General features: G+C 69.3%; 27 protein-coding genes. 17 read left to right on the top strand and 10 right to left on the bottom strand.

All coding sequences use genetic code 11. From position 1 onward, the window contains the following. The first annotated feature begins 161 nt into the window (after positions 1-161). The 6 genes from AOZ06_RS54175 (at position 162) to AOZ06_RS19730 (ending at position 6059) form a co-directional block, all read left to right on the top strand. Positions 162-1286, top strand: a complete 1125-nt coding sequence (locus AOZ06_RS54175; protein WP_054290747.1) for an HAD-IA family hydrolase — start codon at positions 162-164, stop codon at positions 1284-1286. A gap of 35 nt (positions 1287-1321) precedes the next feature. After that, positions 1322-2176 (top strand): hypothetical protein, encoded by an 855-nt coding sequence (locus AOZ06_RS19710; protein WP_054296759.1) that lies wholly within the window; start codon positions 1322-1324, stop codon positions 2174-2176. A gap of 63 nt (positions 2177-2239) precedes the next feature. Next, positions 2240-3760: an alpha/beta hydrolase gene (locus tag AOZ06_RS19715; RefSeq protein ID WP_225955148.1), complete on the top strand. Its 1521-nt coding sequence runs from the start codon at positions 2240-2242 to the stop codon at positions 3758-3760. Continuing rightward, positions 3757-4620 carry an LLM class flavin-dependent oxidoreductase gene (locus tag AOZ06_RS19720; protein ID WP_218922021.1) on the top strand — a complete coding sequence of 288 codons (864 nt, stop codon included), beginning with the start codon at positions 3757-3759 and terminating at the stop codon, positions 4618-4620. The genes AOZ06_RS19715 and AOZ06_RS19720 overlap by 4 nt, the downstream gene beginning before the upstream one ends. Before the next feature lie 46 nt (positions 4621-4666). Then, on the top strand, positions 4667-5137 hold the full coding sequence (locus AOZ06_RS19725) for a MarR family winged helix-turn-helix transcriptional regulator (RefSeq protein WP_054290749.1): 471 nt from the start codon (positions 4667-4669) through the stop codon (positions 5135-5137). A 19-nt stretch (positions 5138-5156) separates the two neighbouring features. Next, entirely contained in the window at positions 5157-6059 is a 903-nt protein-coding gene (locus AOZ06_RS19730; protein WP_054290750.1) for an endonuclease/exonuclease/phosphatase family protein, read from the top strand. A gap of 42 nt (positions 6060-6101) precedes the next feature. Here AOZ06_RS19730 and AOZ06_RS19735 read toward each other — a convergent pair whose 3' ends face one another. Then, positions 6102-6887 carry a hypothetical protein gene (locus AOZ06_RS19735; protein WP_054290751.1) on the bottom strand — a complete coding sequence of 262 codons (786 nt, stop codon included), beginning with the start codon at positions 6885-6887 and terminating at the stop codon, positions 6102-6104. A gap of 177 nt (positions 6888-7064) precedes the next feature. Between AOZ06_RS19735 and AOZ06_RS19740 the strand changes: the two genes are divergently transcribed. The 3 genes from AOZ06_RS19740 to AOZ06_RS19750 all read left to right on the top strand — a co-directional run bounded on the left by AOZ06_RS19740 (position 7065) and on the right by AOZ06_RS19750 (position 8990). After that, positions 7065-7610: a sigma-70 family RNA polymerase sigma factor gene (locus AOZ06_RS19740; RefSeq protein WP_054290752.1), complete on the top strand. Its 546-nt coding sequence runs from the start codon at positions 7065-7067 to the stop codon at positions 7608-7610. Beyond that, the gene (locus AOZ06_RS19745) at positions 7610-8311 is read left to right on the top strand and encodes an anti-sigma factor family protein (protein ID WP_054290753.1); all 702 of its coding nucleotides are present in this window, start codon (positions 7610-7612) and stop codon (positions 8309-8311) included. Before AOZ06_RS19740 ends, AOZ06_RS19745 begins: the two co-directional genes overlap by 1 nt. 397 nt (positions 8312-8708) lie before the next feature. Beyond that, entirely contained in the window at positions 8709-8990 is a 282-nt protein-coding gene (locus AOZ06_RS19750; RefSeq protein WP_054290754.1) for a hypothetical protein, read from the top strand. 179 nt (positions 8991-9169) lie between these two features. Here the strand turns inward: AOZ06_RS19750 and AOZ06_RS19755 are convergent, their stop codons facing one another. Further along, positions 9170-9610, bottom strand: coding sequence for a GNAT family N-acetyltransferase (locus AOZ06_RS19755; protein WP_054296761.1), 441 nt, complete (start codon positions 9608-9610; stop codon positions 9170-9172). Between the two features lie 286 nt (positions 9611-9896). Between AOZ06_RS19755 and AOZ06_RS19760 the strand changes: the two genes are divergently transcribed. Together AOZ06_RS19760 and AOZ06_RS19765 are read left to right on the top strand one after the other, a co-directional pair. Beyond that, positions 9897-11012, top strand: a complete 1116-nt coding sequence (locus AOZ06_RS19760; protein WP_054290755.1) for a helix-turn-helix domain-containing protein — start codon at positions 9897-9899, stop codon at positions 11010-11012. Positions 11013-11053: 41 nt separating this feature from the next. After that, positions 11054-11263 carry a hypothetical protein gene (locus AOZ06_RS19765; protein WP_054290756.1) on the top strand — a complete coding sequence of 70 codons (210 nt, stop codon included), beginning with the start codon at positions 11054-11056 and terminating at the stop codon, positions 11261-11263. Here the strand turns inward: AOZ06_RS19765 and AOZ06_RS19770 are convergent. Then, positions 11260-11904 (bottom strand): response regulator transcription factor, encoded by a 645-nt coding sequence (locus tag AOZ06_RS19770; protein ID WP_157233121.1) that lies wholly within the window; start codon positions 11902-11904, stop codon positions 11260-11262. The genes AOZ06_RS19765 and AOZ06_RS19770 overlap by 4 nt on opposite strands. After that, the gene (locus AOZ06_RS19775; protein WP_225954780.1) at positions 11901-13118 is read right to left on the bottom strand and encodes a sensor histidine kinase; all 1218 of its coding nucleotides are present in this window, start codon (positions 13116-13118) and stop codon (positions 11901-11903) included. The genes AOZ06_RS19770 and AOZ06_RS19775 overlap by 4 nt, the downstream gene beginning before the upstream one ends. Between AOZ06_RS19775 and AOZ06_RS19780 the strand changes: the two genes are divergently transcribed. The 6 genes from AOZ06_RS19780 to AOZ06_RS19805 all read left to right on the top strand — a co-directional run bounded on the left by AOZ06_RS19780 (position 13117) and on the right by AOZ06_RS19805 (position 19682). Next, positions 13117-13617 carry a YceI family protein gene (locus AOZ06_RS19780; RefSeq protein ID WP_063810385.1) on the top strand — a complete coding sequence of 167 codons (501 nt, stop codon included), beginning with the start codon at positions 13117-13119 and terminating at the stop codon, positions 13615-13617. The genes AOZ06_RS19775 and AOZ06_RS19780 overlap by 2 nt on opposite strands. Positions 13618-13680: 63 nt before the next feature. Next, entirely contained in the window at positions 13681-15321 is a 1641-nt protein-coding gene (boxC, locus tag AOZ06_RS19785) for a 2,3-epoxybenzoyl-CoA dihydrolase (protein ID WP_054290760.1), read from the top strand. Positions 15322-15327: 6 nt separating this feature from the next. Continuing rightward, positions 15328-16749 carry a benzoyl-CoA 2,3-epoxidase subunit BoxB gene (gene boxB, locus AOZ06_RS19790; RefSeq protein WP_054290761.1) on the top strand — a complete coding sequence of 474 codons (1422 nt, stop codon included), beginning with the start codon at positions 15328-15330 and terminating at the stop codon, positions 16747-16749. Between the two features lie 13 nt (positions 16750-16762). Next, positions 16763-18343: a benzoate-CoA ligase family protein gene (locus AOZ06_RS19795; RefSeq protein ID WP_083472675.1), complete on the top strand. Its 1581-nt coding sequence runs from the start codon at positions 16763-16765 to the stop codon at positions 18341-18343. Between the two features lie 7 nt (positions 18344-18350). Continuing rightward, entirely contained in the window at positions 18351-19169 is an 819-nt protein-coding gene (locus tag AOZ06_RS19800; protein ID WP_236952299.1) for an amidohydrolase family protein, read from the top strand. A gap of 102 nt (positions 19170-19271) precedes the next feature. Continuing rightward, a complete protein-coding gene (locus AOZ06_RS19805) occupies positions 19272-19682 on the top strand; it encodes a hypothetical protein (protein ID WP_054290763.1) in 411 nt (136 codons plus the stop codon). Between the two features lie 306 nt (positions 19683-19988). Here AOZ06_RS19805 and AOZ06_RS54180 read toward each other — a convergent pair whose 3' ends face one another. From AOZ06_RS54180 to AOZ06_RS19835, 6 genes are read right to left on the bottom strand one after another with little or no spacing between them, the layout of a single operon-like run. Further along, positions 19989-20942, bottom strand: coding sequence for an ABC transporter ATP-binding protein (locus AOZ06_RS54180; RefSeq protein WP_083471804.1), 954 nt, complete (start codon positions 20940-20942; stop codon positions 19989-19991). Further along, positions 20939-21628, bottom strand: a complete 690-nt coding sequence (locus AOZ06_RS19815) for an ABC transporter ATP-binding protein (RefSeq protein WP_169798948.1) — start codon at positions 21626-21628, stop codon at positions 20939-20941. Before AOZ06_RS19815 ends, AOZ06_RS54180 begins: the two co-directional genes overlap by 4 nt. A gap of 37 nt (positions 21629-21665) precedes the next feature. After that, complete coding sequence (locus AOZ06_RS19820; protein WP_083471806.1) at positions 21666-22646, bottom strand: branched-chain amino acid ABC transporter permease; 981 nt, start codon at positions 22644-22646, stop codon at positions 21666-21668. Further along, complete coding sequence (locus AOZ06_RS19825) at positions 22643-23272, bottom strand: branched-chain amino acid ABC transporter permease (RefSeq protein ID WP_054290767.1); 630 nt, start codon at positions 23270-23272, stop codon at positions 22643-22645. The genes AOZ06_RS19820 and AOZ06_RS19825 overlap by 4 nt, the downstream gene beginning before the upstream one ends. Next, positions 23269-23532 (bottom strand): ABC transporter permease subunit, encoded by a 264-nt coding sequence (locus AOZ06_RS61125; protein ID WP_054290768.1) that lies wholly within the window; start codon positions 23530-23532, stop codon positions 23269-23271. The genes AOZ06_RS19825 and AOZ06_RS61125 overlap by 4 nt, the downstream gene beginning before the upstream one ends. A 2-nt stretch (positions 23533-23534) precedes the next feature. Further along, on the bottom strand, positions 23535-24719 hold the full coding sequence (locus tag AOZ06_RS19835) for an ABC transporter substrate-binding protein (protein ID WP_054290769.1): 1185 nt from the start codon (positions 24717-24719) through the stop codon (positions 23535-23537). Positions 24720-24767 lie beyond the last annotated feature (48 nt).

Below are 24767 nucleotides of genomic sequence, written 5' to 3' on the forward strand. Positions count from 1 at the left end.
ACGGGTTGCCACACTATGGCAACCGAAAGGTTGCGTCAATGGGTGGTGCTACCCGGTGTCGATCCGGCTCCCGGGCGGGCACACCAGCGCGTCCACTGGGGATCGGCGACGAATTCGTAGAATCCGGGTGGAAGTCACACCGGTCGAGGGGGAGCGTGACCATGAGTCGGGCGTTGCTGATCGATTTCGACGGCGTGCTGCGCCACCGCGACCCGGAGATCGCCGCCCGCTGTGAACGGCAGGCGGGTCTGCCCGCGGGAAGCCTGCTGGCCACCGCGTTCCGGCCCGAACTGCTGACAGCCGCTGCCACGGGCGAGATCACCCAACGGGAATGGCAGGACCGCATCGCGCACGCGTTGACCGAACGCTTCCCCGGTGCTGACGTCACGGCCGCGGTCGCCGAGTGCTTCGGCCACGTCGGATACATCGACGAAGAGGTGCTGGCGATCGTCGACGCCGTTCGTCCGCACGCGACGGTGTGCCTGATCAGCAACGCCACCGACCGGCTGCACCGGGATCTGGCCGCGCTGGGCATCGCCGACCGGTTCGAGCACGCGGTCGCCTCGGCGGACCTCGGGGTGACCAAACCGGACCCGCGTGTCTTCGCCGCGTTGGCGCGCTTGGCGGGTGCGCCCGCCAAGCGCTGCCTGATGGTCGACGACACCCCGGCCAACACCGAGGCGGCGCGGCGGGCCGGGATGACCGGCCACACGTTCACGTCGGCGGCGAATCTGAAGGACGCCGTCGACGACTGGCTGGACAAGGATCTCGTGACCATGGCGGCGCAGGAGGTCGACCGCAAGGCCGTCCGGGTGCTGTGCCTCGACCCGCAGGACCGGTTGCTGCTGATGCACTGGCACGACCCGGTCAGCGGCGACCACTTCTGGGAGCCGACCGGCGGTGGCGTGGAACCCGGTGAGAGCACCAGCGCGGCGGCCCGGCGGGAAGTCCTCGAGGAGACCGGTCTGCTCGACATCGACCTCGACGAGGAAGGTGTGCCGGTGCGCCGCGACTACATGTGGCGCGGCAAGTGGTTCCGCAGCCACGAGGAGTTCTTCGTCGCCCGCGTCCGGGCGGGCCACGCCACCGCCGAGACCGCCCTGACCGAGTCCGAAGTCGAGACCCTGCTCGACATCCGCTGGTGGACCTGGCCGGAGTTGCTCGGCAGCACCGAACGGATCGAGCCGGCGGACATCGTCCCGGTCCTGCGCCGGCTTGCTCCGGACGGCCCGTGGCGCTCGGTCACGCGCGTGTCCGATACGTTCAAGACGGGTGAGGCACAGTAGAAGGCGTGGTAGATATCGCCAAGGCCGCGTCGTTCATGGCCACTCATGGCCGTGTGCTCGACCGCCGCCGTTTCGAACTGCTCATGGGCGCCGCCGACGCGGACGCCGCGCTCGCCGCTGTGGATGCCTACCGCAATCCCGACGGCGGGTACGGCTGGGGCCTGGAACCGGACCTGCGTGCGCCGGAAAGCCAGCCTGGCGGCGCATTGCACGCCCTCGAGGTGTTCGCCGAAGTGGGTACGCCGACCCCGCGCGCGGTGCAGGTGTGCGACTGGCTGGGGACGATCTCGACGCCGGACGGCGGCGTCCCGTTCGCGTTGCCGGTCGCCGATCCCGCCGGGTGCGCGCCTTTCTGGCTGCAGGCCGATCCTGACACCGCCGCGTTGCAGAGCACGGCGTTCGTGACCGCGGTGGCGTTGCGGGTGGCCCGGCACGACCCGGCCGTGGCCGCGCACCCGTGGCTGCGTGACGCGGTCGCGTACTGCTTCCGGACGATCGGGGCGATCCGGCAGCGACCGTTCGCCATCGAACTGTGCTTCGCCATCCAGGTGCTCGACGCCGCGCACGACACGTATCCCGAGGCCGCCGCGCTGCTCGACCACATCGGACAGTTCGTCCCCGCTGACGGGCTGCTCCCCGTCGACGGCGGCAAGGAAGGTGAAACGCTGCGGGCCCTGGACTTCTCACCGCTGCCGGACTGCCCGTCGAGGCGGCTGGTCACACCGGAGGTCGTCGCCGCCGAACTGACCCGCCTCGCCGGCGCCCAGCAGCCGGACGGCGGCTGGACGGTCGACTTCCACAGCTACTCACCGGCCGCTGAGCTGGAATGGCGTGGCTACCGCACGGTGGCGGCGCTGTCCACGTTGCGGCACAACGGGGTACTTCCGTAGGTCCTGAAGTCGATCCAAAGGATGACGCCGTGTCCGGTGTCGCTGCGTCATCCTCAGTCGGTGATGCTCAAGCTGATGACGGTCGGCGTGCTCGCCGCGGCTTCGGTCGTTCCCGCCACCGCCGCTGCCGCGCCCGCGAACAGCCTTGTGGCGCAAGCTGATGCCGCCCCGACGCCGGTGCTGAACTGGGCACCGTGCACCGAGGAAGGGCTTCGCCAGTACGAGTGCGCGGTCGCGCAAGTGCCTCTGGACTACGCGAAACCCCGTGGCGCGAAACTGGGACTGTCGGTGTTGCGGCAGCGTGCGACAGGCAAGCGGATCGGGACCCTGTTCACCGCGGTCGGCGGCCCCGGTGGGTCCGGGGTGGACGCGGCGCGCCACGGGCTCGTCTCGAAACAGCTGGCCGGCCGCTTCGACGTGGTGACGTTCGACCAGCGCGGCATCATGCGCAGCCGCCAGGTGCGGTGCTTCGCCACACCGCAGGACCAGGACCGGTTCTGGGAAACGCTGCCCATGCCGCCGGTCGGCGCGGCCGAGGAGGGGCAGACCCGCAAGGGCAGCAAGGCCTTGGCCGACGGGTGCGCGCGGCACAGCGGCGACCTCGTCGGCCACCTGACCACAGTGGACGCTGCTCGGGACCTGGATCTGCTGCGGCGCGCGGTGGGCGACCAGAAGCTGACGTACACGGGTGGCTCGTACGCGAGCTACCTCGGCGAGGTCTACGGTGCGCTGTTCGGCGACCGGGTTCGTGCGCTGCAACTCAACGCCATGATCGATCCCGTCGCCTACACGCAGTCGAATGTGCACACGGCATGGGAACGGGCGCGGGGCACGGCTGGGGTGTTCGCCGAGTTCGCCAGGCTGTGCACCGCCGCGGGCAAGCCCGCGTGCGCGTTCGCCGGGCCGGATGTCGCCGGTCGCGACGCGTCGCTGTTGGCGCGGTTGAAGCGGGGACCGATCCAGGTCGGCAAGGGCGATGCCGCCATCCCGGTCCGGTACCGCGACATCCTCCCCGCCCAGGTGAACATGCTGTACGACACCCGCGAAGGGTGGCCCGCGCTGGCGCAGCTGCTCGACGCGGTCGAGCGCGGCGTGGACGGCGATCCCGGCGTGGTCAAGGACATCCTCGGCGCGACGGCCTACCGCCTGGACTTCCTGTCCGCGTTCACCGCCATCACGTGTGCCGACGTCGACCACCCGAAGCAGCCGGGCGCGTGGCCGACGATGACGAAGGTGCTCGATCTCGCCGTACCGGACTACGGGCGGTTCTGGCTCTACCCGGGGCAGCCGTGCGCTTCGTGGCCCACACCGCCGCAGCGGTACACCGGTCCTTGGCGGCTGCGGTCGGACGTGCCCGCGCTGCTGATCAACAACCGGTTCGACCCCGTGACCCCGTTGAGCTCTGCGGTCAAGGCGCAGCGGGCGATGGGCAACACCAGGCTGGTCGTGGTCGACGGCCACGGGCACGCCGTCACGGGCGCCTGCACCGATCGGATCAGGGACGCGTACCTGATCGACCTCCGGGTGCCGCCGCAGGGCACGACCTGCGAACCGGACCGGCAGCCCTTCACCGATGGTGTATGAAAGATCAGGTGACCAGTCTCGCCACTGTCTTCCGCCCCCAGATGCCACCGGAAAGCCTGCGCGGTTTCGTGCGCGCGGTCGAGGACGCCGGGTTCGACGAGCTGTGGGTGTGGGAGGACTGCTTCCTGGAAAGCGGGATCGCCACCGCGGCGACCGCGCTCGCGCTGTCCGATCGGCTGAAGGTCGGCGTCGGGCTGCTTCCGGTGCCGCTGCGCAACGTCGCACTGGCCACAATGGAAGCGGCCACGCTGTACCGGCTGTTTCCGGGCCGGGTCCTGCTCGGTCTCGGCCACGGTGTCCAGGACTGGATGGGGCAGGTCGGTGCCCGTGCCGAGTCGCCGTTGACGCTCCTGCGGGAGTACGCGGTGGCGATGCGGTCGTTGCTCGCCGGAGGACGCGTGACCACTGAGGGCCGGTACGTCAAGCTGCGTGATGTCGAGCTGGGCTGGCCGCCGCAGACCGTGCCGCCGCTGTACGTCGGAGCGACCGGGCCGCGGTCGGTCCGGCTGTCCGGTGAGGTCGCGGACGCGACGATCCTCACCAGTGCGACAACGCCGGACGTCCTGCGCACGGCGCGGCAGCTGATCGACGAAGGCCGTGCCGCCGCGGGCAGGAGCGGGCACCACCACGTGGTCGTCTCGTTGCTGACCGCGACCGGAGCTGGTGCGGCCGAACGGCTCGCGGCCGACAACGAAGGGGCCCAGGCGGGTGTGGCGGGCAACGCGGAGCAGGTCGCCGCGGCCGTGCGGCGGCTGGCCGAAGCCGGTGCGGACACCGTGGTCCTGCAGCCGACCGCGGACGAGCCGGATCCGGCGGGGTTCGTGCGGTTCGCGGCCGAGCAGGTCCGTCCGTTGATCTGACCTTTCATATAAGTGGCCGCTTACTTTGTGCCGCTATAATCCCGTCATGGACGATCAGCCGTTGACCGCGCGAGAGGAAGCCTTGTGGCGTGCGCTCGCGCGGTTGATGGTGTCGCTCCCCCGAGCGCTCGACGACGACCTGCTGCGCAACACCGGACTGTCGCTGACCGACTACTCCGTCCTCATGCACCTGTCGGAAGCGCAGAACCGGCAGCTGCGGATGGCCGACCTCGCCACCGCGACCGCCTTGTCGGCGAGCCGGATCACCCGGGTCGTCGACAACCTGCAAGCCAGGGGCCTGACGGAGAAACGCCGGACGGACACCGACGGCAGGGGGTACAACGCCGTCCTGACGCCCGCGGGGTTCGAGCGGCTGCGGTCCGCGTATCCCACCCACCTGGCCAGCGTGCGGCGGCGCGTGGTCGACCTGATCGATCCCGACGTGACCGGCCCGGTCGGCAGGCAACTCGCCGCCGTGGCCGAACGTCTGTACTCGGAATGCAAACGCCAGGCTTGAGACGCGGGGCGGTGGGGGAGTGTCCGGGACAGGTGTGCGCCGAAGGGCGCTCGGGCTGATCGCGACCCTCGCGCTCAGCTTCGCGATGCTGATGGGCACGGCCGACGCCGTGCCCGCGCCGATGATCGGCCCGGCACAGGGTGACGCGTTGCACGTGATGTCCTACAACCTGCGGTTCGCGTCGAACGCGAAACCGAACTCGTGGGCCCGGCGCCGCCCGGTGATGGCCGAACTGCTCAACCGCGAGCTGCCGACACTGCTGGGAACCCAGGAGGGCCTCTACGACCAGTTGCGGGACATCGACCGCGACCTGCCGTCGTACTACGAGTGGATCGGCATCGGCCGCGACGGCGGCACCAAGGACGAGTTCACCGCGCTGTTCTACGACTCGCGGCGGCTCGAAGCGCTGGAGCTGCACCACTTCTGGCTGTCGGACACGCCGGACGTGCCCGGTTCGATGTCGTGGGGCAACCTCGTGCCCAGGATGGTGACGTGGGCGAGGTTCCGCGATCTGCGCACCGGCAGGGAGTTCGCGGGCGTCAACACCCACTTCGACAACCACTCCGAGGAAGCGGGCATCCGCAGCGCGTACCTGGTTCGCACCAGGATCGGCGAGTTCGCGCCAGGACTGCCGGTGCTGCTGATCGGCGACTTCAACGACCCGGCCACGCGCTCGCGCAGCTACCACGTGCTGGTGACCGAAGGCGGCTTCGCCGACTCGTGGACCGCGGCACGGCAGCGGCTGAGCCCGCTGTACTCCACCTACCACGGCTATCGGGGCATCCGGCCGGGCGGCAGCCGGATCGACTGGATCCTCACCAAGGGCGCGACCACGAGCTTCGCCGCGATCAACACGTTCGCCGCGGACGCCCAGATCCCGTCCGACCACTTCCCGATCCAGGCACTGGTCACCCTCGCCTGACCGATTCCCGCAGCCACTGTGGCCTTTGTCGTGCACGCCGTGCTAGCTGGACACCGACACGACGGTGTCGTCGAAGCGGGCGGACGCGAGGTCGGCGACCTTGCCGCGGACGGTCACCGACTTGCCGGTGCAGTCCCGCCCTGACCACAGCGTGATCCACCCGCTTGAGGTGACCGACGACGTCACACCGGGCCTGGGCAGGTTCACGCAGCCACGGCCCGTCACGGCCTGCGTGGGCTCGCTGTCGTCGAACGCCGTGCCGTCGAACAGGATCGTGCTGCTGGCCCGTTCACCGGACGGGCTGAGGCCGAACCACCTCCGGCCCACGCCGTGCCCTGTGGTGTCTCCGGGCCTGGTGTCCGCCGCGTGCCGGTAGACCGGCCAGCCGCCGACGGTGACCTGCAGCGCCCCGTCGCTCCGGCGAACCACGCCGACGCTGGCTTTCCGGACACCGTCAAGGAAGATCCGGCCGTTGGCCGCCACGGTCACCGGCCGCCACGCCGTCGCGCAGTCGCCGTCACAGTGGGATCGCGGTGGGTTCGAGCTGTCGTCGTCGAAGCGGTACAGCGTCAGGCCCGCTGCGTCGACCAGCACCGGGTCCAGCGCACCGGACTTGCCGACGCCCAGTTGTGCCCAGCCTTCGGAGTCCGGTGCGACGTTGTACATCCGCGCTGTCCCGGACAGCAGCAGCGGTGTGGGCTCGGCCTTGGCGGGAATGTTCTTCTCGACCGCCAAGGCCGAGGTGTCCTGTGGTGGTTCCTGGTGGGTGCAGGCGGTGACGCCGACCGCCAGCAGCGCGACGAGAACCGCGGAGTGCTTGCGCGCCATGGGAACTCCCTCCAGGAGCGACTCGCTGTCCGCCTCACACGCGAACCGGGCCGGGCCGGTTCAGAAGAATCTTGGACCGATTGACGTGTGACTCGTGTCACATAGATTGGGGTGAGCCGTTGCGGCGCAGCACGCGTGTGGGTCGGGAACTGGAAGAGGCCGTGGAGGTGGGTACGGATGGGCGGGGTGAGACCTCGGCACCGTCAAGTCGCCGACGAAGCACTGGTCCGGACACTGTTCGAGGAGCACGGCCGGGCGATGCTCGCGTACGCGCAGCGGCTGACCGGCGACCGCGCCACGGCCGAGGACGTCGTGCAGGAGGCGCTGATCCGGGCGTGGAAACACCCGGACGCCCTGGTCAACGGCAAGGGCTCGGTCCGCGGCTGGCTGCTGACAGTGGTGCGCAACCTCGTGCTCGACGGGGTGCGGGCGCGCAACGCCCGGCCGAAGGAAGTCGCCGAGTCACCCGCCACGGTGGCGGTCGAGAAGGACCACGCCGACCGGGTCGTCAACTCGCTCGTCGTGCTCGGTGCCCTCGAACAGCTGCCGGACGCGCACCGGTCGGTGCTCGTCGAGATCTACGTCCGCGGGCAGAGCGTCAGCGAGACCGCGGAAACCCTCGGTATACCACCGGGAACGGTGAAGTCGCGGTCCTACTACGGCTTACGGGCGTTGCGTGACCTGTTCACCGCGCGGGGTACCGGGATGGAAGGAGTGGCCTGATGAGCACGTCCGACCAGCAGCACGTGGACATCGACGCCTTCGTCGCCGGCCAGCTGCCACCGGATCAGGCCGCCGAGGTGCGACAGCACGTCGACGGGTGCGCGGAGTGCCGGCAGGAGACGGACACATTGCGACAGATGCAGGAGTTTCTCGGCGAAGTGCCGCAGGAGGCACTGCTGGAGGGGTATCCGGAGGACGCGGACCTGGTCCTGCAACGGACTCTGCACCGGATGCGGAAGGAATCGTCGGCCACCCAGCGCCGCAGCCGTTTTCTCACCACCGCGGCCGCCGCAGTCGCGGCGGCGGCACTGGTCGGCGGCGGTGTCCTGCTCGGCCAGTCCACGACCACCGAACCGACCGCGCTGCCCACACCACCGCCCGCCACTCAGCCGTCCGGCGTGAAACTCGCCAGCGGCACCGACGGCACGACCGGCGCGAAGATGGCGGTCCGGATCACCCCGGCCGCGGGCTGGGTACGTGTCAGCGCCACGGTCAGCGGCATCCCGGCAGGGGAGCCGTGCAGGTTGTTCATCGTGAGCAAGGACGGCACACGGGAGTCCGCGGGCAGTTGGACCGTGCCACCGAAGGAGAAACCCGAAGGCACCACACTGGACGGTTCGGCGTTCGTGGCGCCGCCGGACGTCGCTGGTGTGCTGGTCGAGAGCACCACGGGGAAACGGTATGTCAGCGTGACGATCTGAGCCCGCCGTTCGCCGTCCCGAGCCGGGGCGGGACGGCGAACGGCCGACCAACCTACTGTCCGCGAGACGACGTGGATGATGTCGCATCACCGGCCGGAACCGGAATTCGTCGACGCGGTGCGCGCGGTGGCCGGATGGTGCGCCATCACCTCGTTCACCCGCAAAGGCGCCCCCTCCTGGCGTCTGTTGCACATCCTGCGCCGGTTGCCGGTGGACGACCCGGGTGGCTACGTCCACCGGTCAGTGAGCGACCCGGAAGGAGCGCTCGCCGCGCTGCGGCGCGAGCCGGACCGCTACCTCGCCGGCTACCCGTGGATGCGGGCGATCACGCCGGCGGTCGCGTCCAGCCTGACCTTCGTGCTCGGCAGTCCCGCGCAGACACGGACGTACCTGCGGGATGGCGTTGCCGGTGTTCGGACAACTCGGCGTCTGGTCGTTCGTCGGCCTGTTCCGGTGGGCGGTGGTGGTGGGGAGCCTGCAACTCGACCGGGTCGGCGAAGCCGAGCAGTGGCTCGCGCTGACCGCGTTGAACCGCGCGGACGACGTCACCGAGGAGCTCCTGCCCAGTTCGGCGGTGCTCGCCGAGATCGCGTTTGCCCGAGGGGAGACCGACGTCGGGCTCCGGCAGTGGCGGCGCGCGGTCGACCACCTCAGAAACACATCATGGACGTGTCGCTGATCGGCACGATCCTGATCGCACTGGCGGCGACGGACACCGAACACGCGCCACAGCTGATCGCACTGGCCGAACGGTGCCACTACCTGCGCAGCTTCCAGCCGACCATGGCACCCGACCGTGGCCGACAGCGAACTGCGGTCAGCGGCGGCAACCGTGTCGAAGGTGTGCGTGACGGGCGGTCACCGGTCGAGCGGGATCACGTAGTGGATGAAGCCGCGGTTCTCGGCGACCTTGTCGTAGAGCAGGCGCGCGGTGTGGTTGTCGTGCTTGGTGTGCCAGTAGACGCGTGAGCACCCCTGCTCAACGGCCCAGTCCCTGACCGCCGCGATCAGCTGACGGCCGACGCCCTTGCCACGTGCCTCGTCGGAGGTGAACAGGTCCTGCAAGTAGCACACGTCCGCCGATGTCGTGCTGGCGTGCACGAGGAAGTGCACGATGCCGACCATGGTGGCGTCGAGCTTGGCCGTCAGCGCGTGCATCCGTTCACCGGACTGGAACCCGGCCCACGCGCGGTCGTAGACCTCTTGCGGCACCGTGCGTTCGTAGAAGGTGTTGTAGCCCTCGAACAGCTTCTGCCAGGCCGCGCGGTCCGCGGCTTCCAGTGGCCCGATGGTGATCATGACACCGACGATATCGAAGTACGGATTGTCGAAGTTGTGACACCTGAGCGTGCAATTCACACTTTCGTGGCCTAGATCGTTAGGCCTATGGCGTGGTCGACCCGGCGCCTGTAATTTCTTGCCCGGCGTCACGGATCGCCGGTGAGGCTCCTCCCCATCCCGGACGGAGTGAGTGCCTCCCAGACCCGCCATGAGCGGGTTCCGTGAATCTGTCCAACGCGCGGCAGTTCGACACGGGTCGACGTCTCGGCGGCGCTGACCGGGAAGCGCTTGCGGAGGATTCACGTTGACCAGCCAGCGGATCGCGGGTTTGGGCCGCATCGACCGGCGCTGCCGGTGCACCGGCGAGAAACCTCGCACGGTGCCCCGGCAGCCCGGTGCGCTCGCGGTGTCGGGCGGGCTGCTGATTCCCACAGCGACCAGCGCGGACCAGCAGGATCTCGAAGCCGAGATCCTGCTCGCGGTCACCAGCCTGACCGGTGCGCGCAACGGCAGGGCGAAACACGTCGTCAACCGGGTCCATCCGATGCCCGACGGCCTCCGGCTGGAGATCGACAGCGATGCGATCGACTGCTTCCTGGGCGTGTCGCTGCCGGTACTGCACGACGGGAAGCTCCGAGGCATACCGGGCCTGCGGCCCCGGCCGAGCCGCGACTTCGTCGACCTGCGTGTGCTGGGCGGCACCGCATCGGTCCGTGTACACGGGATTTCCAGGACGCGGTGGCGTGAGGCGTTGTGCCACAAGGACACCCGCGGTGTGCCGTTATGGCGGGACAATCGCGACGAGATGGATGAACGCGAGGTGTCCGCCCTTCGTGCGCGCGGCATGCGCCCGTTGGAGGTCATGAGCGCGGTGCTGCGCAGGTTCGGGTTGTTCGAAGGGGCGGACCGGGTCGAGTCGAAGGTGTCGGCCAAGGACGTCGAGATCGAATGGGTCGGCGGTCCCCGCGCGGATGTGGTCGCCGCGGTGCTGACCGAGTCGGACTGCCGGATACCCGGGGTGATCCTCGACGGCGGGTCGTGTCTCGGTCTGCGGCGGATGGTGAGGTTGGTCGCGACGCACGGCTGCGACGACGCTCCCGCGCAGCCGGAGTGGGCGTGGGCCGAGTTGCGAAACGACGGTCGTGGTGCGGATCCGGAGTTCCGGGACAGCGATGTCATGCGCACAGCGTGGGCGTGCAGCGACATCACGAAACTCTTCCTGCTGTTGCGCAAGCTCGGCATGACCAAGAAGCAGATCGCCGCGCGGACCGGACTCGCGACGGCGAACGTGAGCGAGATCCTGCGCGGCAGGCAGGTGCGGTCGGACCGCGATCTCGTCGCGATCGCCTCGGGGCTGCGGCTGATCGAGGAGCAGACCAGCCCAGACTGCCCGGATGACATCCGGCGCTGCATGGCCTGACAACGATTCACAGGATATGTCTTCGAGGACAAGGAAAGCACATGCGTCTAGCGAGTCATGACGAGAACACCCTCACACAGCCGGTACGCGACTACCTGACCAGGCTCGTCCGACGACACGCGTACGCTGCGCTGACGGCGGCGGGCATCGGCTGGGCAGCGTGGACCCATCCGGGCATCACGGTCCCGGCCGCGCTCGCGTTGTCCGCCTACGCCATCATCGCCAGTCCGCGTTGCGAGGCTGGTCGCTAGCTGAGGCCGGCGTCGTGGGTCAGGAGTGCGATCTGGGTCCGGTTGCCGAGCGACAGCTTGGTCAGGATGCGGGTGATGTGGGCTTTCACCGTGGCGACGCTCACAAACAGTTCCGCGCCGATCTCGGCGTTGGTCTTGCCTTGGCCGATGGCCACCGCCACCTCGTGTTCGCGGGGGCTGAGTGCGGACAGCGCCGTGCGTGCCGTGGTGTACGCGTCGGCTGACGTGACGACCTGGTCCATCAGGCGGCGGGTGATGTGCGGTGACAGGATCGGGTCGCCCGCTGCCACGCGCAGGACCGCTTCGACGATCCGTGACGGCGGCGCGTCCTTGAGCAGGAAGCCGCTCGCTCCCGCCCTGAGGGCCTTGAGCACGTTGTCATCGGTGTCGAACGTGGTCAGCACGATCACTTCCGGCGGGTTCGCCCTGGCGCGGACCTGCTGGGTCGCGACGATTCCGTTCACCTTCGGCATCCGGATGTCCATCAGCACCACGTCGACCGGGTGGGCGTCGAGCGTGCCGGGGACGTCCGCGCCATCGGTGGCCTCGGCGACGACCGAGATGCCGTCGGCGCCGTCGAGCATCATCGTCAGCCCGGCGCGGACGAGAGCGTCGTCGTCGACGATCAGCACCTTGGTCATGCCGGCCACGGCAGGGACGCGCGCAGCCGGAATTCCCGTGCCGTCACGTGGTGGTCGAGTCGCCCGCCGGCCAGCCGGACGCGTTCGGTCAGCCCGACGAGCCCGGTGCCGGTGCCGGGGATCGCCGTCGGGCTCGTGCTGAGCGCGTTGGTCACTTCGATGGTCAAGTCCTGTCCAGGTGTGCCGTTGACGTCGATCTTCACGGGTTGTCCCGGCGCGTGTTTGCGCGCGTTGGTCAGAGCTTCCTGCAGCACGCGGTAGGCCGTGCGACTGGTATTGCCCGGGACGGCTTCGACGACCCCGTGCACCGAGACGGGTGTGCCGACCGCGCGGGATTCCTCGATCAGGGACGGCAGGTCGTCCAGCGCGGGCACGGGCCGTTGCGGGTCGTCGGTCGCCGCGGGGTCGCGCAGCAGGGTGATGACGTCCCGCAGCTCGTCGAGTGCCTGGTGGACACCTGACCGGATGACGCCCGCCGCGTCGGAGACCTTCTCCGGGGCGAGGTCGGGCCGGTACTCCAGGGCGCCGGCGTACGTGGCGATCAGGGACAGCCGGTGGGCGAGGACGTCGTGCATCTCCCTGGCGATCCGGGTCCGTTCGGCCGCCCGCGCTTCGAGGATCCGCCTGCCCTGCTCGGCTTCGGCGCGCTCGATCCGCTCCCGCAGCGAGGTGATCACCTGGCGGCGTGCCTGGGCCCACGCGCCCCAGCCGACCAGTCCGAGGTGGCAGACCACGACCAGCACCAGCCACCAGAAGAACGACAGCCCCGGCATGGGATGCCAGGCGAACCTCACCAGGTGCGCGCCGGCACCGGCGGCGGCGAGCCACGCGGCGACGTCGAACGACTGCTGTCGCGCCACGTGCAACGTGCCGATCGTGGACGGCGGCGTCGCGGTCGGCGACACGGCCGCCAGCGCGGCGAGTACGAGCGCCCCCGGCACCGGCCACCGGAACAGCGTCGGCGTCAAGGCGCCTGCGACGACTCCGATCACCACGTCGAGCACGAGCAGCGAGCCGGAGGCGTACTCGCCGTACCCGGTCGCCACGACGCACAGCCCGGCCAGACCGGTGACGATGGCGACGTGCCGCCCGCAGATCTCCACGTCGCAGACCTTAGGACGCCGTACCGAGGGGAGCACAGCGACCAAAGTCGACATCGGCGCCGCCGCACGGCCGATGTGCGCCACGGCCGCACCACGACAGGCTTCCGGCATGACACAGAGCACCCTGATCACCGGTGACTACCGGATCGACGCCCAGCGGACCACGATCGGGTTCACCACCCGGCACATGTTCGGCCTCGGCCGCGTGCGCGGCACGTTCCGGCTGCGCGACGGGCACATCCACGTCGCCGACCGGATCGAGGAGTCGGTGGCGCGGGCGACGGTCGCGGCGGACAGCGTCGACACGGGCAACTCGATGCGGGACGCGACCGTGCGCCAGCAGTACCTCGATGTGGTGAACCACCCCGACATCGTGTTCTCGTCCAGCGGTGTCGAGCGCGTGGACGACGCCTGGGTGTTGCGCGGGAAGCTGATGGTGTGCGGCCGGACGAAACCGGTCGACCTGCGAGTCACGGATGTGCGGGATGGCCTGCGCGCCACCGCGTCGTGCGTGATCGACCGCTACGAGTTCGGCATCACGAAGATGAAGGGGATGACCGGCCGCCGGCTCGCGTTCACGCTCGACGTCGTGGCCAATCTGTCTACATAATATTGATGTTGGGGTGAAATTATGTAGACAACGATGCGGTACGGTCGGAGCCGAGGAGGCCTCATGGACGTGTCCTTCGACGCACACCCCAGCACCTACCGGCACTGGAAGACGCGTATCGAAGGGGTGATCGCCTGGCTGGTACTCGACGTCGACGAGACCGGCGGCATCGTCCCCGGCTACGAGCTGAAACTGAACTCCTACGACCTCGGCGTGGACATCGAGCTCTACGACGCCACGCAACGACTGCGGTTCGAGCACCCCGAGGTCCGCGTAGTGGTCCTCACGAGCGGCAAGGACAAGGTGTTCTGCGCGGGCGCGAACATCCGGATGCTGGCCGCGTCCACGCACGAGTGGAAAGTCAACTTCTGCAAGTTCACCAACGAGACCCGCAACGCCATGGAGGACTCCGCCGGCCAGGCGTACCTGGCCGCGGTCAACGGCTCCTGCGCGGGCGGCGGGTACGAGCTCGCGCTGGCCTGCGAGCACATCCTGCTCGTCGACGACAACTCGTCGGCGGTGTCGTTGCCGGAAGTGCCGCTGCTCGGTGTCCTGCCCGGCACCGGTGGGCTGACCAGGGTCGTGGACAAGCGCCGGGTCCGCAAAGACCTCGCTGACGTCTTCGCGACCCGGCCCGACGGCGTGAAAGGCAAGACCGCGCTGCGATGGCGCCTGGTCGACGAACTCGCCCAGCCGCGCCGGTTCGAGGAGGCGACACGTGCCCGCGCGGCCGAACTGGCGGCCCGGTCCACCAGGCCACGCGACGCGCGGGGCGTCGAGCTGACCCCGTTGGACCGGGACATCACCGCCGACGGGATCCGCTACGAGCACGTCACCGCGGAGTACGACCAGGCCACGTCCGCCGTGACGATCACCGTGCGGGCGCCGCGGACGCCGGCGCCGGCCGCGCTGTCCGGGCTCGACGCGTCCTTCTGGCCGCTCGCGGTCACCCGCGAGCTGGACGACCTGATCCTGCGGCTGCGCACGAACCAACCCACGCTCGGCACCTGGATCCTCAGGACCAGCGGCGACGCCGAACTGCTGGACGGATACGAGAAGCTGCTGGCCGGCCACCGGCACCACTGGCTGGCCGACGAGATCCTGCGCTACCACAAACGGGTCCTCAAACGGCTCGACGTGACCAGCCGCAGCCTGATCGCGGTGATCGAACCGGACAGCTGCTGCGCCGGGATGCTCGCCGAACTGGCCTTCGCCGCCGACCGCCAGTACATGTTGGACGGTCCGCCGGTCGGCGACGAGGACAGCCCGGCCCGTGCCTCGATCACGTTGACCGACGCGAACTTCGGGCTGTTGCCGATGGGCAACGGCATCTCCCGGCTGGAGTCGCGGTTCTACGGCCACACCGACCACGTCGAGTGGCTGCGCAAGGAGACCGGGCGGCCGCTCAGCCCGGCGGAGGCGGACGAACTCGGCCTGGTCACCGACATCCCCGACGACATCGACTGGGCCGACGAGATCCGCATCGCCATCGAGGGCCGTGCCGCGCTGTCGCCGGACGCGTGCACCGGCCTCGAGGCCAACCTGCGGTTCGCCGGGCCGGAAACCACCGAGACCAGGATCTTCGGCAGGCTGTCGGCCTGGCAGAACTGGATCTTCAACCGGCCGAACGCGTCGGGGGACGAAGGCGCGCTGCGCCGTTACGGCACCGGTCAGAAGGCGATCTTCGACAGGAAACGGGTGTGAGCAGCGATGACCACCTCGATCAACTACGAGGACAAGATCCCCAACAACGTCGACCTGTCGTCGGACCGCGGGCTGCAGCGCGCGCTGGAGGGCTGGCAGCCGAAGTTCATGAACTGGTGGGGCGAGATGGGCCCGGCGCTGGAGACGCACGGCGTCTACCTGCGCACGGCGGTGTCGGTCGGCCGTGACGGCTGGGCGCACTTCGACCACGTCAACGTCCCGGACTACCGGTGGGGCATCTTCCTGGCCGAGCCGAAACCGGACCGCCGGATCGCGTTCGGCGAGCACAAGGGACAGCCGGTGTGGCAGCAGGTCCCCGGCGAGTACCGGGCCGACCTGCAACGGCTGATCGTGATCCAGGGCGACACCGAGCCCGCGTCGGTGGAACAGCAGAAGCTGCTCGGCCTGACCGCGCCCAGCCTCTACGACCTGCGCAACCTCTTCCAGGTCAACGTGGAGGAGGGCAGGCACCTGTGGGCGATGGTCTACCTGCTGCACGCCTACTTCGGCAGGGAAGGCCGTGAGGAGGCCGAAGCGCTGCTCGTGCGCAACTCCGGCAGCCCGGACTCGCCGCGCATCCTCGGCGCGTTCAACGAGGAGACCGCGGACTGGCTGGCGTTCTACATGTTCACCTACTTCACCGACCGCGACGGCAAGTACCAGCTCGGCACGCTGAAGGAGAGCGCGTTCGACCCGTTGTCGCGCACCTGCGAGTTCATGCTCAAGGAGGAGGCGCACCACATGTTCGTCGGGACCACCGGCGTCGACCGCGTGGTGGCCCGCAGCGCCCAGCTCATCCGCGAGCACGACACGCTGGACATCGCCAAGCACGGCGGCATCCCGCTGGACATCATCCAGAAGTACATCAACTTCCACTACACGGTGTCACTGGACCTGTTCGGCAGCGAGACGTCCACCAACGCGGCCAACTACTTCACCGCGGGCCTCAAGGGCCGCTGGATGGAGGAGCGCCGCAAGGACGACCACCAGCTGACCGAGCACGGCATCCCGCTGCAACGCCCGAACGCCGACGGCACGTGGACCAACGACGAGCTGTCCGCGCTGCTGGCGTTGAACCTGGACCTGCGCGGCGAGTACATCACCGACTGCCAGAGCGGCATCAAACGGTGGAACAAGATCCTCGCCGAGGCCGAGATCGGGTTCACCTTCGCCCTGCCGCACGTCGGGTTCAACCGGCAGGTCGGCATGCACTCCGGGTTCCACATCACCCCCGACGGCTCGATCGTGGACGCGGGCAGCTGGCGCGAAGCTGCCGGGAAATGGCTGCCGACCAGCGAGGACCTCGCTTTTGTCCGGTCGCTGATGCACCCGGTGTACGAACCCGGCAAGATCGCCAGCTGGGTGGCGCCGCCGACCAACGGCATCAACGGCAAGCCCTTCGACTACGAGTACGTGTACTTCCACTAGGGGAAGGGTGATCATGGCTGCTGTGGGATCGTTCAACGCGGCCGAATACCTGGTGGACCGGCACGTCAAGGCGGGGCGCGGCGAGCGCCTCGCGGTCGTGGCCGGGTCGGGCAGCCTGACCTACCGCGAGCTTTCCGAGGAGGTCCGCGCCGCCGCGGGCGTGTTCCGCGCGATCGGCGTCCGGCCGGAGGAACGGGTCGTGTTCTGCATGGCCGACGACATCCAGCTGCTGGCGGGCATCCTCGGCGCGATGTACATCGGCGCTGTCCCCGTCCCGGTCTCCACCATGTTCACCGGCGACGACCTCGGCACGGTCCTCGCCGACTCACGGGCACGGGTGCTGTCGGTGTCGGCGGAGTTCGCCGGGATCGCCCAGAGCGCGCTCACCGCGGCACCCGAGGTGACCGATGTGCTGCTCGACGGCGAGGCGCCGGTCAAGGCCCGCCGTGGCGTGCGCGTCCAGCAGTGGCTCGAGCTCGACGGGGAGCTGCCGAGACGGCCGTACGACACCTGGCAGGATTCGCCCGCGCTGTGGCTGTACACGTCCGGCACCACCGGGATGCCGAAAGCCGCCATGCACCGGCACGCCGGTATCCGGATGGTCGCCGAGGCGTACGGCACCGGTGTGCTGGGCATCGGCCCGGACGACCGTTGCCTGTCGGTGGCCAAGCTGTTCTTCGCGTACGGCATCGGCAACTCGTGCTTCTTCCCGTTCGCGGCAGGCGCCAGCACGGTCCTCGAACGAACCAGGCCGACGCCCCAGCTCGTCGCCGAGCGCCTGAAGTCCGAGCAGCCGACGCTGTTCTACGCGGTGCCGACGTTCTACTCGGCACTGCTGCACAGCGACATCCCCGACGACGCCTTCGCCGGGGTGCGGCAGGGCATCTCGGCCGGTGAGGCGCTGCCCCCGTCGCTGTACCAACGCATCCGCGACCGGTTCGGCCTCGAAGTGCTCGACGGGATCGGGTCGACCGAGGCGCTGCACATCTTCCTGTCCAACCGGCCGGGTGCCGTGCGGCCGGGCTCGTCAGGTGTCCCGGTGCCCGGGTACGACGTGCAGCTGCGCGACGAGCAGGGCGCGGTGATCACCGAAGCGGGCCAGCCGGGTGACCTGTACCTGCGGGGCTCCTCGATCGCGACGGGGTACTGGTGCCGCGCGGAGACCACACGCAAGGTCTTCCAAGGCGAATGGCTGCGTACCGGTGACACGTACACGCGCAACGAGGACGGCTCGTACAGCTGCCTGGGGCGCTCGGACGACATGCTCAAAGCAGGCGGGATCTGGGTGTCCCCGGCGGAGGTGGAGGAGCGTCTGCTGGGGCACCCGGGCGTCGCCGAGGTCGCGGTGGTGGCCGCGCCGGACGCGGACGGCCTGGCCAAGCCGGTCGCGTGCGTGGTCGCCGTCGCCGGGACACCTGTGGACCCCGACGAGTTGATCGCCTGGTGCCGGGAGGGCCTGGCGGCGTTCAAACGGCCACGGGCCGTGGTGGCGTTCCAGGAGCTGCCGAAGACGGCGACGGGCAAGGTCCGCCGGAACGTGTTGCGCGAGCACGTGTCCGGGACGCTGACGGCCGCGCCCGCCCATGCTGGTTGACGCGCACATGCACGTGCCCCGCCTGTCCGCGCTGAAACCGGCGTGGCTGGAGTGGGCGGCCGGGTTCTCCCGCGACTACCCGTGGCGGGACGCGTACGACTCCGTCGGCGATCCCGTTCCCGCGCGGATCGACGCCCTGCTGGAGTCCGAAGGTGTCGACCGCGCACTGCTGTTCTGCGAGTACAGTCCCCGGGCCACCGGGATACAGGCGATCGAGGACCTGCTGCCGATCAGGGACCACAACCCGGACAGGTTCCGCCTGGTGGCCAACGTCAACCCGCACGTGCACCATCCAATCAGGTCCGAAGTGGAGCGTCAGCTGGACCTCGGCGCGGTGGCGTTGAGGATCCACCCGGTGCACGGGGGTTTCCCGCCCGACGACCCGCAGCTGCGCGCCGCGTACGCGGTGTGCGCCGAGCGGGGCGTGCCGGTGGTCATCCACTCGGGAGTGTCGGTCTTTCCCGGATCCCAGTCGACATACGGCGATCCGGAACTGATGCTGGACGTGGTCGAGGAGTTCGGAACGCCGAACTTCGTGTTCGCGCACGGCGGGCGCGGCTGGTGGTACGACACCGCCGCGTTCCTCGCCCTGGCCAAACCCAACGTGTGGCTCGACCTCGCGGGTCTGCCACCCCGCAAACTCCCCGAGTACTACGCGCGTTTCGACCTCGCCAGACTCGCCACCAGATGGATGTTCGGCACAGACTGGCCAGGCGTGCCGGGCGTCGCCCGCAACGCGCGGGCCGTCGCCTCGCTGGGACTGCCCGATGACATCATCGACCGCGTTTTGTCCGGCAACGCCACGAAAGTCTTCCCCGGCCTGTAGCCCTTGCGGGAAACCACAAGAATTCAGCAAGACCGGTACGCCAGATTGGCAGGCGCGACGGGATGCTGAGGGGTGCGTCCCGCACGAACCCCGGGAGTGTGAATGTTTCCTGTCAAACGCCTCGTCGGCGCCGCGTTGGTGGGTTTGGCCGGTTTGGCGCTGGTCAGCCCGGTGTCGGCCTCGGAAGTGAGCGTCCAGGACCACAACTGCGTCCGGACGACCGTGAGCCGCAACTCGCAGGGGCGGGTCGAGTACATCACGGTGATGAACATCTGCCAGGCCACCCTGCTGTCCGTGGACGCGCACGTCTACAACGGCCCGGCGGGCTTCGAGGACCGCAACCGCACCCGCCGGAACCTCGCGCAGTACCAGTTCTTCAGGTTCCCGTCGACGGGCAGCTACAGCCCGGCGAAGGCCATGCCCAGCAAATCACTGCTGTGCGGTGAGCTGTGGGCACCGGCCGGTGCGGGCGCCGGTCGCCCATGGGGACCGGACTGCTACAAGATGCCGTGAGCCGTTCGGGGGACGGAGGCGTGTTCCGTCCCCCAAGGTCGGACCGGTGAGCAGGGAACGTGAGGACGAGTTGGTCCGGCAGATCGGCGCGCTGGTGCTGGCCGACTGCCCCGAAGGCTGGCTGCGGGCGGACCTGAACGTCCAGGTCGGGTACGCGCACCGGTTGACCATCCTGGTCCCGAACGCGCCGGGGCAGTGGCTGTCGGGCAGGCCGGATCCCGCGATCGACCCGCTGCTGAGGGAACTCCTCGACTTGATGCCGGACAGGTGGGAGGCGATGCGCCTGGTGGTCGACCCGCCGGATTCCTACGTGGTGCACTTCAAAGCCGCGGGTGACGCGTCGGCCACCCCGTGGGAACAGGCGGTCCGGGATCGGCTCGTCTTCGCCCTCCCGCCGGGGTGGGACTGGGCGCAGGTGCGGCACGACAGCGGCCTGCTGCACATGATCACCGGCGAGACCGTTCCGTACACTCCGCCGGAAGGCGTTGTCCCGCCTGGGAAGCAGGTGGAGATGAGGCATCGTGAAGGCATGCGGATCATCGACGTTCCCGAAGGTCGCGAGACGCCCGGCAACCGGTGAGCGGCCTCCGGGTCCGCCCGGAACGCCGCCGTGTCGCTGTGGTGCGCGATGACGCCACGGTCCAGTACCGCGATCTCGTCACACACTGAGAAAGCCAGGTCCAGGTTCTGCTCGGCGAGTAGCACGGCAACGCCTTCCGCGCGCATCCGGCCGATGGCATCCACAATGGACTCGATGACCGCGGGGGCGAGGCCGTCGGACGGCTCGTCGAGCAGCACCAGCCTCGGGTTGGTCTGCAGCGCCCGTGCGATCGCCAGCATCTGCTGTTCGCCGCCGGACAGCGACCCGGCGGGCTGCCGGAGGCGTTCGGCGAGCCGGGGGAGCAGGCCGAGCACGGCTTTCCTGGTCCAGATGCCCGCGTGGGCGTGCCGGGTGGCGAGCTTGAGGTGTTCGCCGACGGTCAGCGGCGGCCAGATGCGGCGCCCTTGGGGGACAAGGGCGACACCTGTCCGTGTGATCCTATGTGGACGAGTGGGCAGGGGTGCGCCGTCCAGTGTCACGGTGCCGGATGTGGTGGACGCCAGGCCCATCAGGGTCATGATCAGGGTGGATTTCCCGGCGCCGTTGCGGCCGAGCAGGCCCAGCGCCGAACCGGCGGTCAGGGACAGGTCGACGCCGTCCAGCACTGTGCTGCCCGCGTAGCCGGAGCGCAGGTCGTGGACTTCGAGCAACGGGCTCATCGGACGCCACCCAGATACGCCCGGCGCACCTCGTCGCTGGCCCGGCCAGTCACCGGGTCACCGGACAACAAGACCCGGCCCAGGTTCAGGACTGTGACCGTGTCGGCGAGTTCGAACACCACGTCGAGGTCGTGTTCGACGAACAACACCGTGACCTCCCTCGGCAAACCCGAGATCAGCGTGACGAGCCTGGCCCGTTCCGCCGCGGACATCCCGGCCGCCGGTTCGTCGAGCAGCAGCAACGTGGGACGGCAGGCCAGAGCGAGGGCGACTTCGAGTTGCTTGCGTTCGCCGTGGGACAGCGCGTCGACCTGCACGCCGCCACGGCCGGTGAGGGTCACCTGGTCGAGCAGCTCATCGGTACGCGCGTGAACTTCGGTTTCCCTGCGTGGGATCCATGAGACCCGGCCGGTGTGGCGGCGTGCCGCGAGTGCGACGTTCTCCGCCACCGACATGGTCGGGAACACGCTGGCGTGTTGCATCGTCTGGCTGATGCCGAGACGGCAGCGGCGGACCTCGGACGCCGTCGTCACATCCTGGCCCGCCAAGCAGACCCGGCCGCTGTCGCTGCGCAGCAGGCCCGTGATCAGCTTGAACAGAGTGCTTTTGCCCGCGCCGTTCGGGCCGATCAGCGCGTGCCGGGTGCCCTGCGCGACCGACAGGGACACGTCGTCGACGGCTTTCAACGCCCCGAACCGCGGCACAAACCGTGGCAGGTGAGCGTCATCGGGTTCGCCTCCGGACCAGCCCGCCGAAACCACGCGGCAGGCCGTACACCACCGCGATGAACACCAGGCCCAGCACCAGCGTGCCGTGGCCGTCCAGGCCGGGGTCGATCGCGTCCCTGACGAGGATCACGAGCGCGGCGCCGAGCACCGGGCCCCACAGCGTCCCCGCTCCGCCGATGATCACCGCGAGCAGCACCAGCGCGGCCGTGGCGAACCCGACATCGGCCGGTGTGACGAATCGTTGTTGTGCGGCAAGCAAAGCGGCGGCCATCCCGGCGATCGACCCGGCGAACACGAACACCGCGTACTTGTAGATCCGTGTCGGGTACCCGAGCGCCCGCATGCGTGGCTCGTTGTCCCGGATGCCCCGCAGCGCAAGGCCGAATGGTGAACGGCTGACAACCCACACGATCGCGAACCCCAGGACGAAGGCCGCCAGGACGTACCAGTAGACGTACCCGGACAGCAACAGCGGCTGGCCGGCGGCACGGGCGGGCGGGACGCCCGCCATGCCGTTGGCGCCACCGGTCACCGGATCCCAGGTATGGGCGAGCTGGTGCAGCAACTCGCCGATCGCGAGCGTGAGCATCAGGAAGAACACGCCGTGCGCGCGGACCGTGATCCAGCCGGTGACGGCCGCGCCGAGTGCCCCGGCGACGGCACCGACCAGCAACGGCACGGGGATCGCGCTCGTGACGTTGATCGACACCCACCCCGCGGCGTACGCGCCGATCCCGAAGTACGCGGCGTGCCCCAGCGACGGCAGCCCGGCGATCCCGACCAGCAGATCCAGGCTCACCGCCAGCAACCCGAACACCAGGATCCGGCTGAGCGTGCCCGTCGCGAACGGCGCGAGGAACATCTGCGCCGACGCCAGCACGACCAGGACCACGGCGACCAGGCCCGGCGTCAACCACCGTCGTCGCCGGGACGCAGCCGGTCCGACCGCCGTGGGTGCCTCCGCTGTCCGGGTCATGACCGCACCCCCGCTGTACCGCCGAACAGCCCCTGTGGCCTGAGGACCAGGACCAACGCCAACGCGCCGAGCACGATGAACGAGGCACCGTCGGGCAACAGCGTCCGCCCCAGCGAGTCGATCTGCCCGATGACCAACGCGCCGAGCAACGCCCCACGAACCGAGCCGAGACCGCCGATCACCACGACGACAAGCGCGAGGATCAGCACGGTCGAGTCCAGGCCGGGCCGGGCACCGTGGACCGGGCCGCCCAGCACGCCCGCGACCGCGGCCAACATCGAACCGACCGCGAACACGCCGACACGGATCAGCCGGTTGTCCACTCCCAGAGCGGCGACCATGTCACGGTCGGCGACCGTGGCACGGACCAACGCGCCCAACGCGGTTCGCTCCACCACCAGATACACGACGACAGCCAGCACAGCGCCGATCCCGATCAACACCAGGCGATACGTGGGGTACGCCGCGCCGAGGACCGGCACCGACCCGTCCAGGCCTGGCGGTGCGCCGACCGCCAGCGGGTCGTCACCGTGGATCATCACCAGCGTCTCGGCCATCACCAGCGTGACGCCGAGCGTCAACAGCGCTTGGTCCAGGTGCGAACGCTTGCGCAACGGCTCCGTCATCGCCGACAGCAGCCCACCGCCTGCGAGCCCGAGCAACGCGGCCAGCCCGAGGGCGCCGAGGAAGCCGCCCAGGTCGGCGCACCGCCCGCCAGCGCGGCACCGGCGTACGCGCCGAGCAGGAAGATCGCGCCGTGCGCCAGGTTCAGCACGTCCATCATGCCGAAGACCAGCGACAGCCCCACCGCGACGATGAACAACAGGAACCCGATGGCGAACCCGTTGACGACGCCGACGAGGCTGGCGTCCAGCCACGCACCCATGGTCAGCTGAACTGACTGGTCGTGCCGAGATCGGCGGTGATCGCGTTGACCAGCTTGCCTTCCTTGCGGCGCACGGTCCGCAGGTACATCTTCTGCTTGGGTGTCTGGTTGTCGAACACCCACGGCCCACGTGGACTGTCGTCGATGGACCCGATGCCGCCGAGCGCCTTGCCGAGCGCGTCACCGCTGACAGCGTTGGCCGCCTTCAACGCCCGGCCCAACACGTTGGCGGAATCCCAAGCCTGCAAGGAGAAAACGCTCGGCGGTTCGCTGTACTCGGCGGTGTACGCGTCGACGAAGGCCTTGTTGGCCGCGTTGTCCAGCTGATCGCTGTAGTGCAACGAGGTCTGCACGTTCAAGGCCGCGTCGCCCTGCGCTTCGAGGACTTTGCCCTCGGTCAGGAACCCGGAGCCGTAGAGCGGGATCGTCCCGGCGAGACCGAACTGCTGGTACTGCTTGACGAACGCGATCGCCTCGGCGCCGGAGAAGAAGCAGAACGTCGCCTTGGCGCCGGACGAGCGGATCCCGGACAGGAACGACTGGTAGTCGGTGGTGGTGGCGAACGGTGGCTTCGCACTGCCCGCGACCGTGCCACCCGCGGCCCGGATCGCCTTGGTGAAACCGTTGACCACCTCGGTGCCTGCCGCGTAGTCCGGCGCGATCACGTAGACCGGATCCTGTGTGCGTTGCGTTCCGAGGTACGTGCCGAGTACCGCGGCGACCTGTGCGTTCTGGAACGACGTGCGCCACACGTACGGGCTGAGCATGGCCGGGTCGGTCACCGCCGCCGCGCCCGCGTTCGCGACCAGCAGCAATTTCTTGGTCTCGGCGACCAGAGGCGCGCAGCCCAGCGCCGTCGCGGAGTTCACGATTCCCACGACGACGTCGACTCCGTCGGACTGCAGCACCTTCTGGACCGCCGCAACACCTGTCTGCGGATTCTCGCCTTCGTCGGCCATGACCGTGGTGACCGTGAAGCCGCCCAGTGTGCCGTTGTTGCGCTTCAGCCAGAGATCCCAGCCGCGCCTGAGGTCCGTGCCCAGCGCGGCATAGGTACCGGACTGCGGGACGACGAGGCCGACTTTGACCGACCCGCCGCCGGAACCGCCACTGGGCCCTTCGGACAGACTGCTGCCGCACCCCGGCAGCACGGTCACGGTGCCCGCCGCGCCGAGCAGGCCGAGCATCCGTCTTCGAGAAACTCCCGCCATCACTGCCCTCGATCCCGTACGCCC

The sequence above is a fragment of the Kibdelosporangium phytohabitans genome (assembly GCF_001302585.1).
GTDB classification, from domain to species: domain Bacteria; phylum Actinomycetota; class Actinomycetes; order Mycobacteriales; family Pseudonocardiaceae; genus Kibdelosporangium; species Kibdelosporangium phytohabitans.

What these genes read in the sequence shown, in the direction of transcription:
- AOZ06_RS54175 (WP_054290747.1), top strand. Translation starts at nt 162, where the DNA reads ATGAGTCGGGCGTTGCTGATCGATTTCGACGGCGTGCTGCGCCACCGC.
- AOZ06_RS19710 (WP_054296759.1), top strand. Translation starts at nt 1,322, where the DNA reads ATGGCCACTCATGGCCGTGTGCTCGACCGCCGCCGTTTCGAACTGCTC.
- AOZ06_RS19715 (WP_225955148.1), top strand. Translation starts at nt 2,240, where the DNA reads ATGCTCAAGCTGATGACGGTCGGCGTGCTCGCCGCGGCTTCGGTCGTT.
- AOZ06_RS19720 (WP_218922021.1), top strand. Translation starts at nt 3,757, where the DNA reads ATGAAAGATCAGGTGACCAGTCTCGCCACTGTCTTCCGCCCCCAGATG.
- AOZ06_RS19725 (WP_054290749.1), top strand. Translation starts at nt 4,667, where the DNA reads ATGGACGATCAGCCGTTGACCGCGCGAGAGGAAGCCTTGTGGCGTGCG.
- AOZ06_RS19735 (WP_054290751.1), bottom strand. Translation starts at nt 6,887, where the DNA reads ATGGCGCGCAAGCACTCCGCGGTTCTCGTCGCGCTGCTGGCGGTCGGC.
- AOZ06_RS19740 (WP_054290752.1), top strand. Translation starts at nt 7,065, where the DNA reads ATGGGCGGGGTGAGACCTCGGCACCGTCAAGTCGCCGACGAAGCACTG.
- AOZ06_RS19745 (WP_054290753.1), top strand. Translation starts at nt 7,610, where the DNA reads ATGAGCACGTCCGACCAGCAGCACGTGGACATCGACGCCTTCGTCGCC.
- AOZ06_RS19750 (WP_054290754.1), top strand. Translation starts at nt 8,709, where the DNA reads ATGGCGTTGCCGGTGTTCGGACAACTCGGCGTCTGGTCGTTCGTCGGC.
- AOZ06_RS19755 (WP_054296761.1), bottom strand. Translation starts at nt 9,610, where the DNA reads ATGATCACCATCGGGCCACTGGAAGCCGCGGACCGCGCGGCCTGGCAG.
- AOZ06_RS19765 (WP_054290756.1), top strand. Translation starts at nt 11,054, where the DNA reads ATGCGTCTAGCGAGTCATGACGAGAACACCCTCACACAGCCGGTACGC.
- AOZ06_RS19770 (WP_157233121.1), bottom strand. Translation starts at nt 11,904, where the DNA reads ATGACCAAGGTGCTGATCGTCGACGACGACGCTCTCGTCCGCGCCGGG.
- AOZ06_RS19780 (WP_063810385.1), top strand. Translation starts at nt 13,117, where the DNA reads ATGACACAGAGCACCCTGATCACCGGTGACTACCGGATCGACGCCCAG.
- AOZ06_RS19775 (WP_225954780.1), bottom strand. Translation starts at nt 13,118, where the DNA reads ATGCCGGAAGCCTGTCGTGGTGCGGCCGTGGCGCACATCGGCCGTGCG.
- boxC (WP_054290760.1), top strand. Translation starts at nt 13,681, where the DNA reads ATGGACGTGTCCTTCGACGCACACCCCAGCACCTACCGGCACTGGAAG.
- boxB (WP_054290761.1), top strand. Translation starts at nt 15,328, where the DNA reads ATGACCACCTCGATCAACTACGAGGACAAGATCCCCAACAACGTCGAC.
- AOZ06_RS19795 (WP_083472675.1), top strand. Translation starts at nt 16,763, where the DNA reads ATGGCTGCTGTGGGATCGTTCAACGCGGCCGAATACCTGGTGGACCGG.
- AOZ06_RS19800 (WP_236952299.1), top strand. Translation starts at nt 18,351, where the DNA reads ATGCACGTGCCCCGCCTGTCCGCGCTGAAACCGGCGTGGCTGGAGTGG.
- AOZ06_RS19805 (WP_054290763.1), top strand. Translation starts at nt 19,272, where the DNA reads ATGTTTCCTGTCAAACGCCTCGTCGGCGCCGCGTTGGTGGGTTTGGCC.
- AOZ06_RS54180 (WP_083471804.1), bottom strand. Translation starts at nt 20,942, where the DNA reads ATGAGCCCGTTGCTCGAAGTCCACGACCTGCGCTCCGGCTACGCGGGC.
- AOZ06_RS19820 (WP_083471806.1), bottom strand. Translation starts at nt 22,646, where the DNA reads ATGACCCGGACAGCGGAGGCACCCACGGCGGTCGGACCGGCTGCGTCC.
- AOZ06_RS19825 (WP_054290767.1), bottom strand. Translation starts at nt 23,272, where the DNA reads ATGACGGAGCCGTTGCGCAAGCGTTCGCACCTGGACCAAGCGCTGTTG.
- AOZ06_RS61125 (WP_054290768.1), bottom strand. Translation starts at nt 23,532, where the DNA reads ATGGGTGCGTGGCTGGACGCCAGCCTCGTCGGCGTCGTCAACGGGTTC.
- AOZ06_RS19835 (WP_054290769.1), bottom strand. Translation starts at nt 24,719, where the DNA reads ATGCTCGGCCTGCTCGGCGCGGCGGGCACCGTGACCGTGCTGCCGGGG.